14 protein-coding genes are annotated in these 13789 nt (G+C 74.7%); 7 read left to right on the top strand and 7 right to left on the bottom strand.

What is annotated here, in order from left to right; translation table 11 throughout:
* Positions 1-262: 262 nt before the first annotated feature.
* The 3 genes from yidD (at position 263) to ABT006_RS05010 (ending at position 2611) form a co-directional block, all read left to right on the top strand.
* On the top strand, positions 263-712 hold the full coding sequence (gene yidD / locus ABT006_RS05020) for a membrane protein insertion efficiency factor YidD (RefSeq protein WP_502890850.1): 450 nt from the start codon (positions 263-265) through the stop codon (positions 710-712).
* A gap of 68 nt (positions 713-780) precedes the next feature.
* The gene (locus ABT006_RS05015; RefSeq protein WP_350703075.1) at positions 781-1272 is read left to right on the top strand and encodes a WapI family immunity protein; all 492 of its coding nucleotides are present in this window, start codon (positions 781-783) and stop codon (positions 1270-1272) included.
* 187 nt (positions 1273-1459) lie between these two features.
* A complete protein-coding gene (locus ABT006_RS05010) occupies positions 1460-2611 on the top strand; it encodes a hypothetical protein (protein WP_350703073.1) in 1152 nt (383 codons plus the stop codon).
* Positions 2612-2752: 141 nt separating this feature from the next.
* Here the strand turns inward: ABT006_RS05010 and ABT006_RS05005 are convergent, their stop codons facing one another.
* Both ABT006_RS05005 and ABT006_RS05000 read right to left on the bottom strand, forming a co-directional pair.
* On the bottom strand, positions 2753-3232 hold the full coding sequence (locus tag ABT006_RS05005; RefSeq protein ID WP_350703071.1) for a VOC family protein: 480 nt from the start codon (positions 3230-3232) through the stop codon (positions 2753-2755).
* A gap of 197 nt (positions 3233-3429) precedes the next feature.
* Positions 3430-3978 (bottom strand): GlcG/HbpS family heme-binding protein, encoded by a 549-nt coding sequence (locus ABT006_RS05000; protein WP_350703069.1) that lies wholly within the window; start codon positions 3976-3978, stop codon positions 3430-3432.
* Between the two features lie 173 nt (positions 3979-4151).
* On the opposite strand from ABT006_RS05000, the gene ABT006_RS04995 reads away from it, so the two are divergent.
* Genes ABT006_RS04995 through ABT006_RS04985 form a run of 3 tightly spaced genes read left to right on the top strand, consistent with a single transcriptional unit; the run spans position 4152 to position 6591 of the window.
* Complete coding sequence (locus tag ABT006_RS04995; RefSeq protein ID WP_350703067.1) at positions 4152-5282, top strand: sensor histidine kinase; 1131 nt, start codon at positions 4152-4154, stop codon at positions 5280-5282.
* Positions 5279-5911, top strand: coding sequence for a response regulator (locus ABT006_RS04990; protein WP_350703065.1), 633 nt, complete (start codon positions 5279-5281; stop codon positions 5909-5911). Before ABT006_RS04995 ends, ABT006_RS04990 begins: the two co-directional genes overlap by 4 nt.
* Positions 5908-6591, top strand: a complete 684-nt coding sequence (locus ABT006_RS04985; protein WP_350703063.1) for an ankyrin repeat domain-containing protein — start codon at positions 5908-5910, stop codon at positions 6589-6591. Before ABT006_RS04990 ends, ABT006_RS04985 begins: the two co-directional genes overlap by 4 nt.
* Positions 6592-6686: 95 nt before the next feature.
* Here ABT006_RS04985 and ABT006_RS04980 read toward each other — a convergent pair whose 3' ends face one another.
* The 4 genes from ABT006_RS04980 to ABT006_RS04965 form a co-directional block, all read right to left on the bottom strand.
* Positions 6687-8837, bottom strand: coding sequence for a peptidase domain-containing ABC transporter (locus ABT006_RS04980; RefSeq protein WP_350703061.1), 2151 nt, complete (start codon positions 8835-8837; stop codon positions 6687-6689).
* Entirely contained in the window at positions 8837-9943 is a 1107-nt protein-coding gene (locus tag ABT006_RS04975) for a TIGR04500 family putative peptide maturation system protein (protein ID WP_350703059.1), read from the bottom strand. The genes ABT006_RS04980 and ABT006_RS04975 overlap by 1 nt, the downstream gene beginning before the upstream one ends.
* Positions 9940-10920, bottom strand: coding sequence for an MvdC/MvdD family ATP grasp protein (locus tag ABT006_RS04970; protein WP_350703057.1), 981 nt, complete (start codon positions 10918-10920; stop codon positions 9940-9942). Before ABT006_RS04970 ends, ABT006_RS04975 begins: the two co-directional genes overlap by 4 nt.
* Before the next feature lie 163 nt (positions 10921-11083).
* Positions 11084-11335, bottom strand: coding sequence for a putative ATP-grasp target RiPP (locus ABT006_RS04965; protein WP_350703055.1), 252 nt, complete (start codon positions 11333-11335; stop codon positions 11084-11086).
* A 404-nt stretch (positions 11336-11739) separates the two neighbouring features.
* On the opposite strand from ABT006_RS04965, the gene ABT006_RS04960 reads away from it, so the two are divergent.
* Positions 11740-12921, top strand: a complete 1182-nt coding sequence (locus tag ABT006_RS04960; protein ID WP_350703053.1) for an aminoglycoside phosphotransferase family protein — start codon at positions 11740-11742, stop codon at positions 12919-12921.
* 37 nt (positions 12922-12958) lie between these two features.
* On the opposite strand, the gene ABT006_RS04955 is transcribed toward ABT006_RS04960, so the two are convergent.
* Entirely contained in the window at positions 12959-13723 is a 765-nt protein-coding gene (locus ABT006_RS04955; RefSeq protein ID WP_350703051.1) for a hypothetical protein, read from the bottom strand.
* Between the last annotated feature and the right edge of the window lie 66 nt (positions 13724-13789).

Genomic DNA, 13789 nt, shown 5'->3' with positions numbered 1-13789 from the left:
GAAGCAGGCCCGAGAAAGGCCGCTCAGCCCAGGCGTTGCAGGGGGAGCAGGCCGGCGAGGATCACCGCGGCGGCGAGGGGCAGCAGGTCCAGGTCCGGCACGAGTCTCGTCGACGTCCGCGCATCGGTGTCAGTCATCCACCCAGCGGCGCGGCCTGACCGGCCGCGCTCCATCCGGGACTTCCCGCGTCGGCCCCCGACCGACCATCCCCGAGCGCCTGCCCGAGGGCCGAGGGTGGCGCGGCCGTCGCATCATGTTTCCCGTGATCAACCCGAAGCACGACCAGCACCGCAAGAAGAAGAAGCGCGACTACTGCGACGGGTGTAGCTGCGACGTACCCAACTGCGACGTGCCCAGCTGCAACTTCGGGCTCTTCTCCACCCTGCTCACCCTCGGCGCGCTGCTCGCCCGGCTCGTCGCGCCCGGTCGGGCATCGGCACCCACGACCGCTCCCGCAGGGCGGGCGTCGCTGGCCGCTGCCCGCGGGCGGGCGCCGCTGGTGGACCGGGCCGGCCGGGCCGCGATCCTCGGCTACCGGCGCTGGCTGTCGCACCGCTGGCCGGGGCAGTGCCGCTACACCCCCACGTGCAGCGCGTACGGGCTGGCCGCCGTGGAACGGTACGGGCTGGCCGTCGGCGGGCGGATGGCCGCCGACCGGGTGCGTCGCTGCCGTCCCGACGTGCCGCGCGGCACCCACGACCCGGTGCGCTGACCCGGAGATGTCCCTGACCTGCGGAATATCCCGCCCGCCGACGTTCCCGGTTCGGCCATGATGGGGCCATGGAGATCCGCTCCGACGACGGCGCCCGGGTCAGGATCCGGCCGGTGGGCTACCAGCCGGGAGTCGAGCCGCCGGACGACCCGGACGAGGCGGCGGACTGGGACGACTGGCTGCTCGTCGAGACCGACGCCCGCACCGCCGACGGTCAGGCGTGGTCGCACTACACGCCCTGCCTGACGGTGTCCGAGGCGTACGCGCTGGCGGGCTGGCTGCGGCAGCAGGCCGAGACGACCGGCGACCCGGCGGAACCCTTGGCGGTGGTGCGCTTCACCGAGCCGAACCTGGCCTTCCGTACGCGGGTGCTGCGCCGCCGCCGGCTGGCGCTGACCGTCGAGTTCTCGTACGAGTCGCTGCCGCCGTGGATGCGGCGGCAGCCGCTCAGCGCGGTCTACCCGCTGACGCTCACGGTCTCCGCCGACGCCCTCGCGGTGGCGGCGGAGCAGTGGGCGCGGGAGGCCGGGGCGTACCCCCGCCGGGTCGCCGCCTCCTGACTGCCGCCGACCCGGCCGCGACCGGGTGCGCCGCTGCCGTCCCGACGTGCCGCGCGGCACCCACGACCCGGTGCGCTGACGAGCACCGGGCGTACGGCACGCTGCCTGAATTCTCTTTCCGGAACAATGGGGCGCATCGATCAGCGCGCGTTTCCTCAGTGAAACGCGAGCGGTTGTACGGGGTGTGATGGCGAAGTCACCCGCGATCATCGTGACGCCGGCGGCGCGCCCCCGCTGGCGGATCACCTGGGCGGAACGCGAGAACGAGCGGCGGCGGCGCGGGCACGACGCCGAGGCCGAGGCATGGCTCCGGCTGACCGTCGCACCGGACAGCGTCGGCGCACGCGGCCACCCGCTGCCGAAGGGCCTGCGGGTCCTCGACGCCGGCATGGCCGTCGTGACCAACCACCGGGTGGCCTTCTCCGGGCGCACAGGTCGGCGCGAGTGGGCGTACGCGGAGATGGTGGGGCCCGCCCATCATCCCGACGTCCCGGTCACCCTGCTGCACACCACCGACGGGGGCCGGCTGGCCGGGCTGCGGGTGCCAGCCGCCGCCACGGTGAACTTCCGCTTCTACCTCACCCTCGCCTTCGCCGACGCCACCGGGCAACGCGCCGCCGTCGCCGCGCAACTCGACGACCTGGCGGCCGCCCACCAGGACACGCGGCCGGTGCCACCGCCGCCCGCCGACCCGGACCAGGCCCCACTGACCGCGGTGCGCCCGGGGCGCCGGGCGGCCAGCGTCGCCGCTGTCGCCGCCGTGGCGTTCGCGACGCTGACGGCCAGCGCATTCGGGTCGGAGCAGGCCGGCATGCCGTACCGGGCCGACATGGGCGGAAGCGGCGTCGTCGCCTCCGAGGCGCCGAGCGGCACCAGCGCCACCGCTCCGTCCACCGGCGGCGGGCCGGAGCCGCCGCGCGGAGGCACGGCAGCGCCGGGGACCAGCGTGGTGGGCGTACCACGAGAAGACGTGTCGAGTGGGCCGCCGGGGCTGGCTGGCCCGGGCACGCGGGTGCCGCCCACGGTCGCGGCGCCGGGTTCCGGGTCGCGCCCGGCCCCGATCACCGGCCCGGCCCCGACCACGACTGCGCCCGCGCCGGAGCCCACCGTGGTCGGCCTCTGCGGGGCGCCGGACAACCCCTACGGCTACAACTACTGCGGCGGCTCCTACATCCACCAGCCGGCCTCCGACGTGTGCAGCTACTTCGCCTGCGTCGCCGACTTCCGGTCCGGGGCCGGCTACCTGGTGCGGTGTGAGGACGGCATGATCGGAATGGTCGGCGGCAAGTCGGGTTCCTGCGCCGACCATCGTGGGGTCAAGAACCCGGTCTACAGATAGCCGCGCGCTGGCCCGGCCGCGCGGAACTGACCGCGGTCCACCCGATGGCGCTCATGGTCTCCGCCGGGGCCCTCGCGGTGGCGGCGGAGCAGTCGGCGCGGGAGGCCGAGGCGTACCCCCGCCGCCCCACCTGCTGACGGCTCAGCCCGGTGGGGTGAGGTCGGGGACGGTCAGCGAGCCGTCGTCGGCGAGGGGGAAGCCCGGGTTGCAGGCGATCTCCCAGACGTGCCCGTCGGGGTCGGCGAAGCAGCCGGCGTAGCCGCCGTAGAAGGTCTCGCGGGCCGGCCGGGTCACCTCCGCGCCGGCGTCGGCCGCCGCCGCCAGCAGGTCGTCGACCTCGCCCCGGGACCGGACGTTCTGCGCCAGCGTCATCCCGCCGAACCCGTGCCCGTCGGTCACGCCGGCGTCGGCGGCCAGCTTGTCGCGGCCCCACAGCACCAGCGCCAGGCCGCCGGCCTGGAAGAAGACGGTCTCCTCGACCTCCTGGCCGCGCCAGCCGAGCCGCTCGTAGAAGGCGCGGGCGCGGGCCACGTCGGCGACGCCGAGGGTGACCAGGCTGATCCGCTGCTCCATCGCCCGGCCCCGAGGGTCGTCGCCCGGGTCGTTGACGTCATCGATCATCGCGGGAACCTCCAGGGGACGACCGGCATCGCCGCCACCGTAACGCGGGCTCACGACAGGCCGGGTCGGCGGCACGCGAACGGATGGTGCCGCCACCGGGGGGGCGGCGTCCTGCCGGGCACCGTGGATCCGACGCCGCAGGGGCGGGCCTCCGGTCAGTAGTCCCGGAGGCCCGCCCCCTTACGGCGGTGCCGCGCTCAGCGCAGGGTGGCCGCGCCGGCGTTCGCGTACTGCTCGTCGAGGTCGCCGGAGGGCGCGCCGCCGACGCCGATGGCCCCGACGACCTGCCCGTCGGCGCTCACCGGCACGCCACCGCCGAGGAACAGCGTCCCCGGGATGTCGCGCAGGGTGGCGCCCGCCCCGGTCACCCGGCCGGCCAGCGCGGAGGTGGGCTGGCCGAAGGAGACGGCCGTGAACGCCTTGCGGTGCGCGGACTCGGCCGTCTGCGGGCCGGCGCCGTCGCCCTTGAGCTGCACCTGCACGGTGCCCGACCGGTCGAGGACGACCACGGTGACCCGGTGGCCACCCTTCTCGGCGGCCTTCACGGTCGCCTCGGCCGCACGCAGCGCCGCGTCGAGGTCGAGCGACGGGTTCGCCACGACGTTGCTCTTCGCGGCGGTCGCGGCCTGCGGCTTCGCCACCGGCTCGGCGGCGGACGCGGTGACGGCGACACCGGTGACGGCGGCCACGGCCACGGCGCCGGCGCCCAGGCCGAGCGCCATCCGGCGGCGGAAGTTGTGGATCATCACGATGCTCCCTGAGGTCTTCGGATCGAGGTGACTGTCCCCAGCCTGGCCGCCGCGCGCGGCGCGGTCATGGCACGCCGGATGCAACCGGGATACCTCGAATGGTTGAACCGGCCACCCCGTTCCTGCCGTACGCTGGACAGTTGTCAAGATCAATTGATCGGAGGTGGGCGGTGGGACGGCAGGACCGGCTGCGCCCGGCGATGCGGTGGGGCTTCCTGCTCCTGCTCGCCGCCGCCGCCTCCCGCTACGGCCTACGCCACGGCTGGGGCGCCGACACCGGCGTGGTGCTGGCGCTGGCCGGGGTGCTGCTGGCCGCGTACGCGATCAACGAGCTGGGGCGGCGCGCGCCCGGCGCGCGCTTCGCGGCGGTGCTCGTCGCCTTCCTCGCGCTGGTGCTCGCCGCGCCGAGCTTCGCCCTGGTGGCGATCCCGCTGTTCTTCGTCGGCCTGCGCCAGCTCCCGCGCCGCGCGGTCTGGCCGCTGGTCGGGCTGCTGACCGGCGCGGTCGTCGTCGCGCAGATCCGGCTGGCCGACCACCTCGACCCCAGCCTGGTGCTCGGCCCGGTGGGCGTCGCCGCCATCACCACCGTCGTCTTCCTCGAACTCGACCGGCAGAACCAGGCCCGGCAGCGCGCGCTCGACGACCTCCTGGCCGCGCGCGACGAACTGGACCGCAGCCAGCGCGAGGCCGGGGCGCTGGCGGAACGCGCCCGGCTGTCCCGGGAGATCCACGACACCCTCGCCCAGGGCCTGTCCAGCATGAACCTGCTGCTCGAGGCGGCCGACCAGGAGTGGGACGCCGAGCCCGGGCAGGCCCGCGCGCACGTGCGGCAGGCCGCGGCGACCGCCCGGGAGAACCTGGCCGAGGCCCGCCGCTTCGTCCGCGGCCTGGCGTCCCCGGCGCTCGACGGCGCCACGCTGACCGACGCCCTGCGCCGGCTGTGCGCGGCGACCGAGCGCGACACCGGCATCCCGGTCCGGTTCGCCGTCGTGGGGACCGTCGCGCCGCTCGGCGTCGACGACGAGGTGGCCCTGCTGCGGGTCGCCCAGGGCGCCCTGGCCAACGTGCGCCAGCACGCCCGCGCGCGGCGGACCGCCGTGACACTGACCTTCGGCGACCAGGAGGTGACGCTCGACGTGTACGACGACGGAACCGGCTTCGACCCCGCTGCCGTCACCGGATTCGGGCTGACCGGCATCCGGGAGCGGATCACGCAGCTCGGCGGCACCGTCGCCGTCGAGAGCGCACCCGGCGAGGGCACCGCGATCGCGGTCAGCCTCCCGCTGCGGGAGGCCCGATGAGCACGCCGCTGCGGCTGATCCTGGTCGACGACCACCCGGTGGTCCGCGCCGGACTGCGGGCCCTGCTCGGCGGCCGGCCCGACATGACCGTGGTCGCCGAGGCGGCCACCGCCGGGGAGGCGCTGCGGCAGGCCGCGGCGCTGCGCCCCGACGTGGTGCTGATGGACCTGCAACTCGGCGACGGCGTCGACGGCGCCGCGGCCACCGCCAACCTGCTCGCCCTGCCGGAGCCGCCGCGCGTGCTGATCCTGACCACGTACGACAGCGACGAGGACATCATGCGCGCCGTCGAGGCCGGCGCGACCGGCTACCTGCTCAAGGACTCCCCGCCCGACGAACTCTTCCGCGCCGTGCACGCCGCCGCAGCCGGGCAGACCGTGCTGTCCCCGCCGGTCGCCGCCCGGCTGATGGGCCGGATGCGCGGCCCGCAGCCCACCCTCAGCGCCCGCGAGGTGGAGATCCTCACGCTGCTCGCCCGCGGCCTCGCCAACAAGGAGATCAGCCGTCAACTCTTCATCAGCGAGGCCACCGTCAAGACCCACCTGGTCCGCATCTACGCCAAGCTCGGCGTCGACTCGCGGACCGCGGCGGTGCACGCCGCCGTCGAGCGGAAGCTGATCCGCCGGTGAAGCGCCGCGCCCTGCTCGCCCTCGCCCTCACCCTCGCCACGGCCGCCGGCTGCGCCCGGCCCGCCCCGACACCACCCCCGGAGAAACCCATGCCCCGCCCCGCCGACCAGGACCTGCTCACCGCCGCCGACGCCGGGGACCCCACGGCGGTACGCGCCGCGCTGGCCGCCGGCGCCGACATCGAGACCCGCGACGCCCGACGGCGTACGCCGCTGCTGCTGGCCGCCGCGAACGACCACGTCGAGGTCGCCCGGATCCTCGTCGAGGCGGGAGCCGACCCGGACGCGCTCGACGACCAGCACGACACCCCGTGGCTGGTGACCGGGGTGACCGGCAGCGTGGCGATGCTGGAGGTGCTGCTGCCCGCCGACCCCGACCTGACGATCGTGAACCGCTACGGCGGGATCTCCGTCATCCCGGCAAGTGAACGCGGCCACGTCGAGTACGTCCGGCGCGTGGTCCGCACCGGCATCGACGTCAACCACGTCAACAACCTCGGCTGGACCGCGCTGCTGGAGTGCGTGATCCTCGGCGACGGCAGCCGGCCGTACCAGCAGATCGCGGAGATCCTGGTCGGCGCCGGGGCACGCGTGGACGTGCCCGACCGGGACGGCGTCGACGCCCGGGAACACGCCCGCCGGCGCGGGTACGCCGAGATCGTCGCCATCCTGTCGCGCTGAGCGGCGGCCGGGGCGGGCAGCCGCAGCGTGTCCCCGCCGCGCCACCTGACCTGCGGGGCCCCGCCCCTCCGTTGCCCCGTGGACGGCCCCGCGAGTCAGGACATCGCCGGCGCGGGCACCCCGGACGCGGCGACCATGGCAGCGAACCGGCCACCGGCTGCGACGAGCTCCGCCGGGGGACCGCATTCCACCAGGCGACCCCCGTCGAGCACGAGCACCAGATCCGCGTCGACGACCGTGGAGAGCCGGTGGGCGATGACCACGCGGGTCATCGGCAGGGACCGCAGGTTCCGCTCGACGGCCGCCTCGGTGACGACGTCGAGGGCGCTGGTGGCCTCGTCGAGGATCAGCACGGCCGGCTCGTCCAGCAGCGCCCTGGCCAGGGCGAGCCGCTGGCGCTGCCCACCGGAGAGGCCGGAGCCGCCGTCGCCGAGGTGGGTCTGGAGACCCATCGGCAGGGCGTACAGCTCGTCGCGGATGGCGGCCAGGGCGAGCGCGCGGTCGATCTGCGCGGCGGTGGCGTCCGGGCGGGAGAGCAGGAGCGCCTCCGCGACGGTGCCCGCACCCACGTACGGGTCCTGGAGCACGACTCCCAGTTGGCGGCGCAACGACGACAGGTCGACCTCGGCCACGTCGTGCCCGTCGTAGCGCACCGTCCCCTCGGTGGCCGTGTGCAGGCCGGTCAACAGGGACACCACGGTGCTTTTGCCGCTGCCGGAGCCGCCGACCACCGCCACCTTCGTGCCTGCCTCGATGGTCACCGTGACGTCCCGCAGCGCGTACGGCGAGCGCCGGTCGTAGCGGAAACCGACCCCCTCCAGGGTGATCCGGCCGGTCAGTCGTGGGGCCGGCGGCCGTGGTCGGGGCTGCTCCGCCGGGGCCTGGGCGATGTCGGCCAGCCGTTCGAGGGTGGGCGCGAGCACCGCGAACGCCGGCAGCCGCATCGCCAGCATGGCCGCCGGGGCGGTCGCGGCGCCGGCGAGCGCGGCCAGCCCGACGGCGGTGCCGGGTGAGGTGGTGGTGCGTGCGGCGACCAGCAGGATCAGGACCGGGCTGGCCACCTGCCAGGCGGAGAGCACCGCCGTCGACACGGCCTCCATCCGGCTCTTGCGGTGGTCGGCGGCCAGGCCCCGGTCGAATGCCCGGGACCAGCGGTGCAGGACGCGATTCTCCGCGCCGACCGCTCGGATGGTGGCGATCCCGCGTAGCGCGTCGCTGAGCTGACCGGCCTGCTCCCCGCTGGCGAGCAGCTCCTCCCGTTGCAGCGCGGCGATCCGGTGGGACAGCCACGCCGCGACCACGAGTTGCACGACCATGCTGACCGCTGTCATCGCGGCGACGGCCGGGGCGAGGACCGCCACGACGACCAGGTAGCCGGCCGCCAGCAGGGCGTCGATCCCGCTGGCGATGAACTGGGACGCCAGCAGGTGACGGATCCCGAGCGACGACTGGACCCGGTCCACGAGGTCGCCGGCGAAGCGCCGGCCCAGGAACCGGTAGCTGGCGCGGAACAGGTGCGCGACGGCGTCCCGGCCCAGCTGCGCGCCGATGCGCCGCTGGAGCAGGGCGACGCACAGGCCCCGGGCCAACGACAGCGAGCCCATGGCCAGCGCGAGGGCGGCGACGGCCGCGAACCAGACGGTGTGCGGGGCGTCCTGCCGGGTGAGGCTGTCGACGATCGTCTTGGTGGCCAGCGGCACGGCCAGGCCGAGGACGGCCATGAGCACCGAGGCGGCGGCGAGGAGGGCGAGCAGTCGCCACTGGCGGCGCAGCAACGGCACGGCGAGCAGGCGGACGGCGCCGGCCGGCCGGGCCGACGACGCCGGCGCCGGGCCGTCCGGCGCGAACAGCAGGACGGCGCCGGTGACCCCGGCGGAGAACTCGTCGAGGGTGAGGCGCCGCCGGCCGACGCCCGGGTCGATCACGTCGACGTGGCCGCGCCGGGCCCCTGTCACGACGACGTAGTGGTCCCCGCGCCAGTGGGCGATCAGCGGCAGGGCGAGTTCCCGGACGCGTTCCGGTCGGGTGCGCAGGGCGGCCAGCGCGACGGCCCGGCAGCGCAGGCCGTGGTCGACGGCCGCCGCGCGCAGGTCGCGCATGCTGAGGCCGTCGCGGCCGACGTCGAGGTCGGCCCGCAGGTGCGCCACGGGTACCGGCCGCCGGTGCGCCGCCAGGATCATGGCGAGGGCCGCGACGCCGCAGTCGGAGTCCGCGGTCTGCAGGATCACCGGTACGCGGCGGCGCATCAGGCCCCTACCGCGGCCGTACGCTCGGCGTCGAGCCAGCACCATTCGATGTCGGCGCCGACGCGCGCGTCGGCGAGCCACTGGTCGAACACCGCCCGCTCGGCGTGCCGGCGGGCCGCGTCGTCCAGCTCGGCGGGCAGACGGTCGAGGACGACGGCGTGGGCGGGCGTGCCGTGGATGCGCGTCGTGACGGGCGCGCCGACGGGGGCCGACCGCAGCTCCTCGGGGGCGTCGACGGCTGCCAGGCGCAGCAGGCCAGCGGATTCCCCGCGCTGGATCGCCTCCGTGACGGCGGCCAGCGCGGCGGCCCGGTCCGCCGGCATCGGCGCCGGTCCACTCGTCTCCGACGCGGCGATCCAGGCGACGGAGAGGGTGGCCAGCTCCTCGCGGTGTTCGGCGAGCCACGACTCGATCCGGCCGGCGGTCACGCGTCGCCGCAGAGCGGCGGCCTGTGCCGTGTGCCTGACCAACTCGACGAAGCCGTCCTGGTCGAGCCCGACGGCGTCGAGCCACCGGCGGGTCCGCTCGGCGTCGAGCAGGCCCTTGGCCCGGCGGAACGCGTCGGCGGCGTGCTGGATCTGGGCGTCGTCGAGCGGGATCGGCGCACGCTCGAGTTCCGCCTTGATGATGCAGGTGTCGATCAGCCGGGCCAGCACCTCGGCGTCGCCCCAGAGGTAGTCCAGCGCGCCCAGGCCCTCGCCGACACCGAGGCGGGTGGTCCCGACCCGGAGCAGGGTGCCTTCCGTGTAGTGCATGGCGCCGCGCAGCGGCCAGGGCTGGGCGGGCGCGGGACTGAACGCGACGGAGACCGTGCCGGCGGCGCCGCGGATGAGCAGGTCGTAGCTGACCGTGCCGTCCGCCGCACGGTCGTGGACCAGGTCGAGTCGGGCATCGGCCCACCGGGAACGCAACCCGGCCACGGCCGAGGCGGCCCGGTCGCCGCTGCCGTCGCCCGCGACCTCGGACAGCCGGATCATCGTCTCGACCGCGTCGGCGAGCATCGCCGGATCCGGTGCCGCCGTCTGCTCCGGCGCCGCCGTCTCCTCCGGCAGGGTAGTCGCGGCCATCACCTGCTGTGCGGGCGTCCGGTCGATGGTGCTGGTCACGAGTTTCCTCCGGTTGTCGCGGTGGCCGTCGCCGACATCAGCAGGTCGACGATCGCGGCCGTGATGGGCAGGCCGGTGGCGTCCTCGACCCACAGGTACTGGCCGCTGGGGTTGATCTCCAGGAACACGTACCGGTCGTCGGGGGTGAGCACGAGGTCGATGGCGCCGTAGCGCAGGCCCAGTCGTCGGGTCAGTTCGACGCACCGGGCGGCGACGTCCCCGGGCAGGTCCCAGGGGCGCATCCGGCTGTTCTTGTCGTCGTAGCGACGCCAGTCGTAGCGGGTGTGGTGGGCGTGCTGCGAGTCGATGGCCGCCGCGTAGACCCGCTCACCGACCACCGTGACGCGCAGCTCCAGCCGTTTGGGCACGTACGACTGGACGATGACCGGGCACTGCCGGATGCCCTCGACGTGCACCAGGTCCCGGTGGCGTACCGGCTCGGTGTAGCGCACCAGGCCGCCGCCCAGCCTGTTCAGACCGACCTGTTTGCTGATGAGGTGCCCGCCGTGGGCGTTGAACAGGTCGAGTACCGCGTCGGGGTGGTTGCCCGCGACGGTCTCCGGCAACTCGAAACCGAGCTGGGCGGCGAGCTGCAGCTGACGAAGCTTGTACTGGGCACGTTGGACCACCGGGCGTGGCGCCGGCACGGCCAGCACGTCGAGGGTCTCCCACGCGTCGCCCACGAAGGTGGCGCTCTCGCCGGCGACGAAGTCGGCCAGGTACCCGGTCAGGTGCGCGGGCGGCACCGGACGGCCGGGCCGACGGAACCACACGGCGCTGACCTCGTCGAGGTCCACCTCCCCGCCGTCGTGGTGCAACGTCCGCCGTACGCGCCCGTCGGCGAAGTGGACGGCGATGCTCGCCCTGGTGGGCACCTGCGCGGGGTCGAACCGCAGCCAACGGGCGTCACGGCGGCCCAGTTCCGCCTCGGCCGCGTCGGCGTGCACATCGTCGGCCTGGGTCAGGATCAGAATCATCGGTTGGTTTCTCCTGCCGGCGGTGCGGGACGGTCCCTTGCGGCCCGCCCTGCCCGAGCGTCGTGGACGGAAACTGCCGGTGGCCGGTGTCGAGCGGCCAGCCGGCCGGCACTCGCTGCTGCGCTGCGGGCACCGGCCGGCTGGACTCGACCCGGTGACGGGATCAGAAGTCCTCGTCGGTGTCGGTGTAGCCGGGGTCGATGTTGATGGTCTTCGACGACCGGTGCCACGACGGCGGGAGACCGCCGATCAGGTTGGCCAGCTCGTCCTCGGTGAGCTCGATCCCGTCGGCCGGGATGTCGTCGATACGCACGGACTTGCCCATTCCGTTTCCTCCATGGTTGTTCGGGGCGGTCGTCGCCGCCCTCGACTGCCGGCTGAGCCAGCCCAGCCGGTGGACGTTGCCGGCGGGCATCGCCCCCCATCCCGCCGGCGCAATCGAGTCTCTGCATCCCGATATCCCAAGGCCAATGGGCTGTCGTCCCGGGAAAATCGGGACTCCGTCCCGGATCAGCCAGGAACCGTCCCCGACACCTGGCGGGTGCGGGTCGCAGTCACGGAGTTCTCGAGTCGCGGGGCGTCGACGACAGAGACGCTAGGGGGCGCGGTACGCCGTGGTCTTCGGTCCGCAGGCTGATCGGCGGGTGGAGATCAGCTTCAGCCGATCAGCCCGCGGGTGGAGGGCACAACCAGGCGTTCCACCCGTGGGTGGAGCGGGCTTGGGGCCGGCCTCGGTGCTCCGTGCCGCTCGCCTAGTCGGTACGGCGTGCCGGGCAAACCCGGTCGCTGCGGCCGGTTGTCCGGCGGTAGCGTGCCGGCGTGTCCCGCACCGTGACCCTCGTCTTGGTCGATGCCGCCGGAGCGCTGCTGGGCGCCCTGCCGCCGTTCGACGTGCCGTCGCCCTGGTGGCAGGACGTCGGCCCGGTCGTCGACGAGGCCCGCGAGCGGTACGGGGTCGAGGTCGCCGTGCTCCGCCTGCTCGGCGGGGACGACACCCGCACCGTCGGCGGCGCGGTGACGTACCTCGGACAGGTGAGCGACCCGCCCGCCACGCCGCTCGTCCCGGCGCAGGTGGACCTGTCGGCGGACCCGCTGCGCGCCCCCTACGCCGAGCCCGGCGGCCCGGCCCGCAGCCTCGCCTGGGCGACGGGGGAGCTGGAGCGGCTCGGCCGGCCGGTGGAGACGGTTGCCCAGCAGCGCACCTGGAACCTGTCGGCGATCTGGCGGCTCGACGGGCCGGGCGGGACGGCGTGGCTGAAGCAGGTGCCCGTGTTCTTCCGGCACGAGGCCGCCGTGCTGCGCTGGCTCGGGCGGGCGGTGCCGGGGAAGACGTCGACGCTGCTCGCCGACGACGGCGACGGGCGTATGCTGCTCGACCACGTGCCGGGCGAGGACCGCTACGGGGCGCCCATCGAGGAGCGGCTGGCGATGGCCGCCGACCTCCACCCGGTGCAGGTGCGGTCCGTCCCGGACGTGGCGGAGCTGGTGGCGGCGGGCGTGCCGGACCTGCGTGCCCCGCAGCTCGCTGGCTGGATCCGTGACCGGCTCTCCGGGCACGACACCTCGTCGGTGGAGCCCCTGCTGACCGGGCTGGAGGCGCGGCTGGACGAGGTGGCCCGGTGCGGGCTGCCGGAGACGTTGGTGCACGGGGACCTGCACCCCGGCAACGTCCGGGCTTGTGCGGGGCGGCATGTCGTCATCGACTGGGGCGACGCGTTCGTGGGGCATCCCGCGTTCGACGCGCTGCGGCTGGCCGAGGGGCTCGACGCGGCCGCCGCCGGGTCGGTCTTCGAGGAGTGGTGCGCGCGGTGGCGGGCCGACGTGCCGGGGTGCGAGCCGGAGCGGGCCGTCGAGCTGCTGCGGCCGGTCGCGGCGCTGCGGATGGCCGCGGTGTACGCGATGTTCCTGGACGGGATCGAGGCAAGCGAGCGGGTCTACCACGCGACGGACGTCGACGCCTGCCTGAAGCAGGCGCTCGGGGCCGTGGCCGCGTCGGCGTGACACGCACGTCCGGCCGGACCCGCCGAACGCGATCCACTCACTCGGGCTCGGCGCCCTCGTCACCCCAACGCGCCAGTGTGGCGGAAAGCTCCTCCAGCAGCGCGTCGACCTGTGCGCAGTTGTATCCGCGCGTGGCGACAGGCAGGGCGATGCGCGCCTTGTCGAGCTCGGCCTTGGCCGCGTAGCGCTGCGACGTCTGGCCCGAGATCAGCGCGTCCTGACCCCGCCGGATCAGCTCGTCCACCCGCGCCGGGTCGTAACCTCGCAGCCCGATGGTGAAGTCGGGCGAGTCGAACCGCTCCCGGCGTAGTTGCCGGACGTCCGTGAAACGACTCCCTCCGAAGCGGGTCAGGGCGGCTGCCACCTCGTCTGCCGGCTGCCGGACGTCATCGAGGTCGAGAAGTACCAGGGCAGGCCGGCCGTCGAGCGGGCTCCGGCCGGTGCGCGGGTGATCGATGGTCGACCCGGTGGCCGGCACCAGCAACAGCGACGGAGACGTCGGCTTCCTGCCGCCGGGCGTCGGTACCGGCTCGTCGAGGATGACGGAGTCGATCTCCGCCCACGGCACGAGCCGGTCGAGCCCGGTCAGCCGCAGGGTCAATCCGTCGGCCCCGATGTGGAACCTGAACGGCTTGAGCTCGCTGACGGCGAACGCGCCGCCCATCAGCGCCGCGACTCCACCGAAGAGCCACGCGCCGACGGAAGGGGACGAACTGCCCGCTGCGCACAGCAGCACGAGTACGCCGAACGCCAGGAACACAATGCCCGCCACCAGCAGGCGCCGGCTCTTGCGCAGCTCCATGCCCATACCTCGATCTCGTCAGGCCGCCGTGGAGAGCATCGCAGGGCGACTCAAGCGACCGGCTGG

Source organism: Micromonospora sp. NPDC002717 (genome assembly GCF_040295705.1).
Taxonomy (GTDB): domain Bacteria; phylum Actinomycetota; class Actinomycetes; order Mycobacteriales; family Micromonosporaceae; genus Micromonospora.
Note: the sequence above shows the minus strand (reverse complement) of the source record. Positions and strands in the feature narration are given on the sequence as shown.

Bases quoted from the DNA above. Each gene is read 5' to 3' on its own strand.
- ABT006_RS05000 (WP_350703069.1), bottom strand. From the start codon at position 3,978: ATGATCCACAACTTCCGCCGCCGGATGGCGCTCGGCCTGGGCGCCGGC.
- ABT006_RS05005 (WP_350703071.1), bottom strand. From the start codon at position 3,232: ATGATCGATGACGTCAACGACCCGGGCGACGACCCTCGGGGCCGGGCG.
- ABT006_RS04980 (WP_350703061.1), bottom strand. From the start codon at position 8,837: ATGCGCCGCCGCGTACCGGTGATCCTGCAGACCGCGGACTCCGACTGC.
- ABT006_RS05010 (WP_350703073.1), top strand. From the start codon at position 1,460: ATGGCGAAGTCACCCGCGATCATCGTGACGCCGGCGGCGCGCCCCCGC.
- ABT006_RS04970 (WP_350703057.1), bottom strand. From the start codon at position 10,920: ATGATTCTGATCCTGACCCAGGCCGACGATGTGCACGCCGACGCGGCC.
- ABT006_RS05015 (WP_350703075.1), top strand. From the start codon at position 781: ATGGAGATCCGCTCCGACGACGGCGCCCGGGTCAGGATCCGGCCGGTG.
- ABT006_RS04955 (WP_350703051.1), bottom strand. From the start codon at position 13,723: ATGGAGCTGCGCAAGAGCCGGCGCCTGCTGGTGGCGGGCATTGTGTTC.
- ABT006_RS04965 (WP_350703055.1), bottom strand. From the start codon at position 11,335: ATGCCCGCCGGCAACGTCCACCGGCTGGGCTGGCTCAGCCGGCAGTCG.
- ABT006_RS04990 (WP_350703065.1), top strand. From the start codon at position 5,279: ATGAGCACGCCGCTGCGGCTGATCCTGGTCGACGACCACCCGGTGGTC.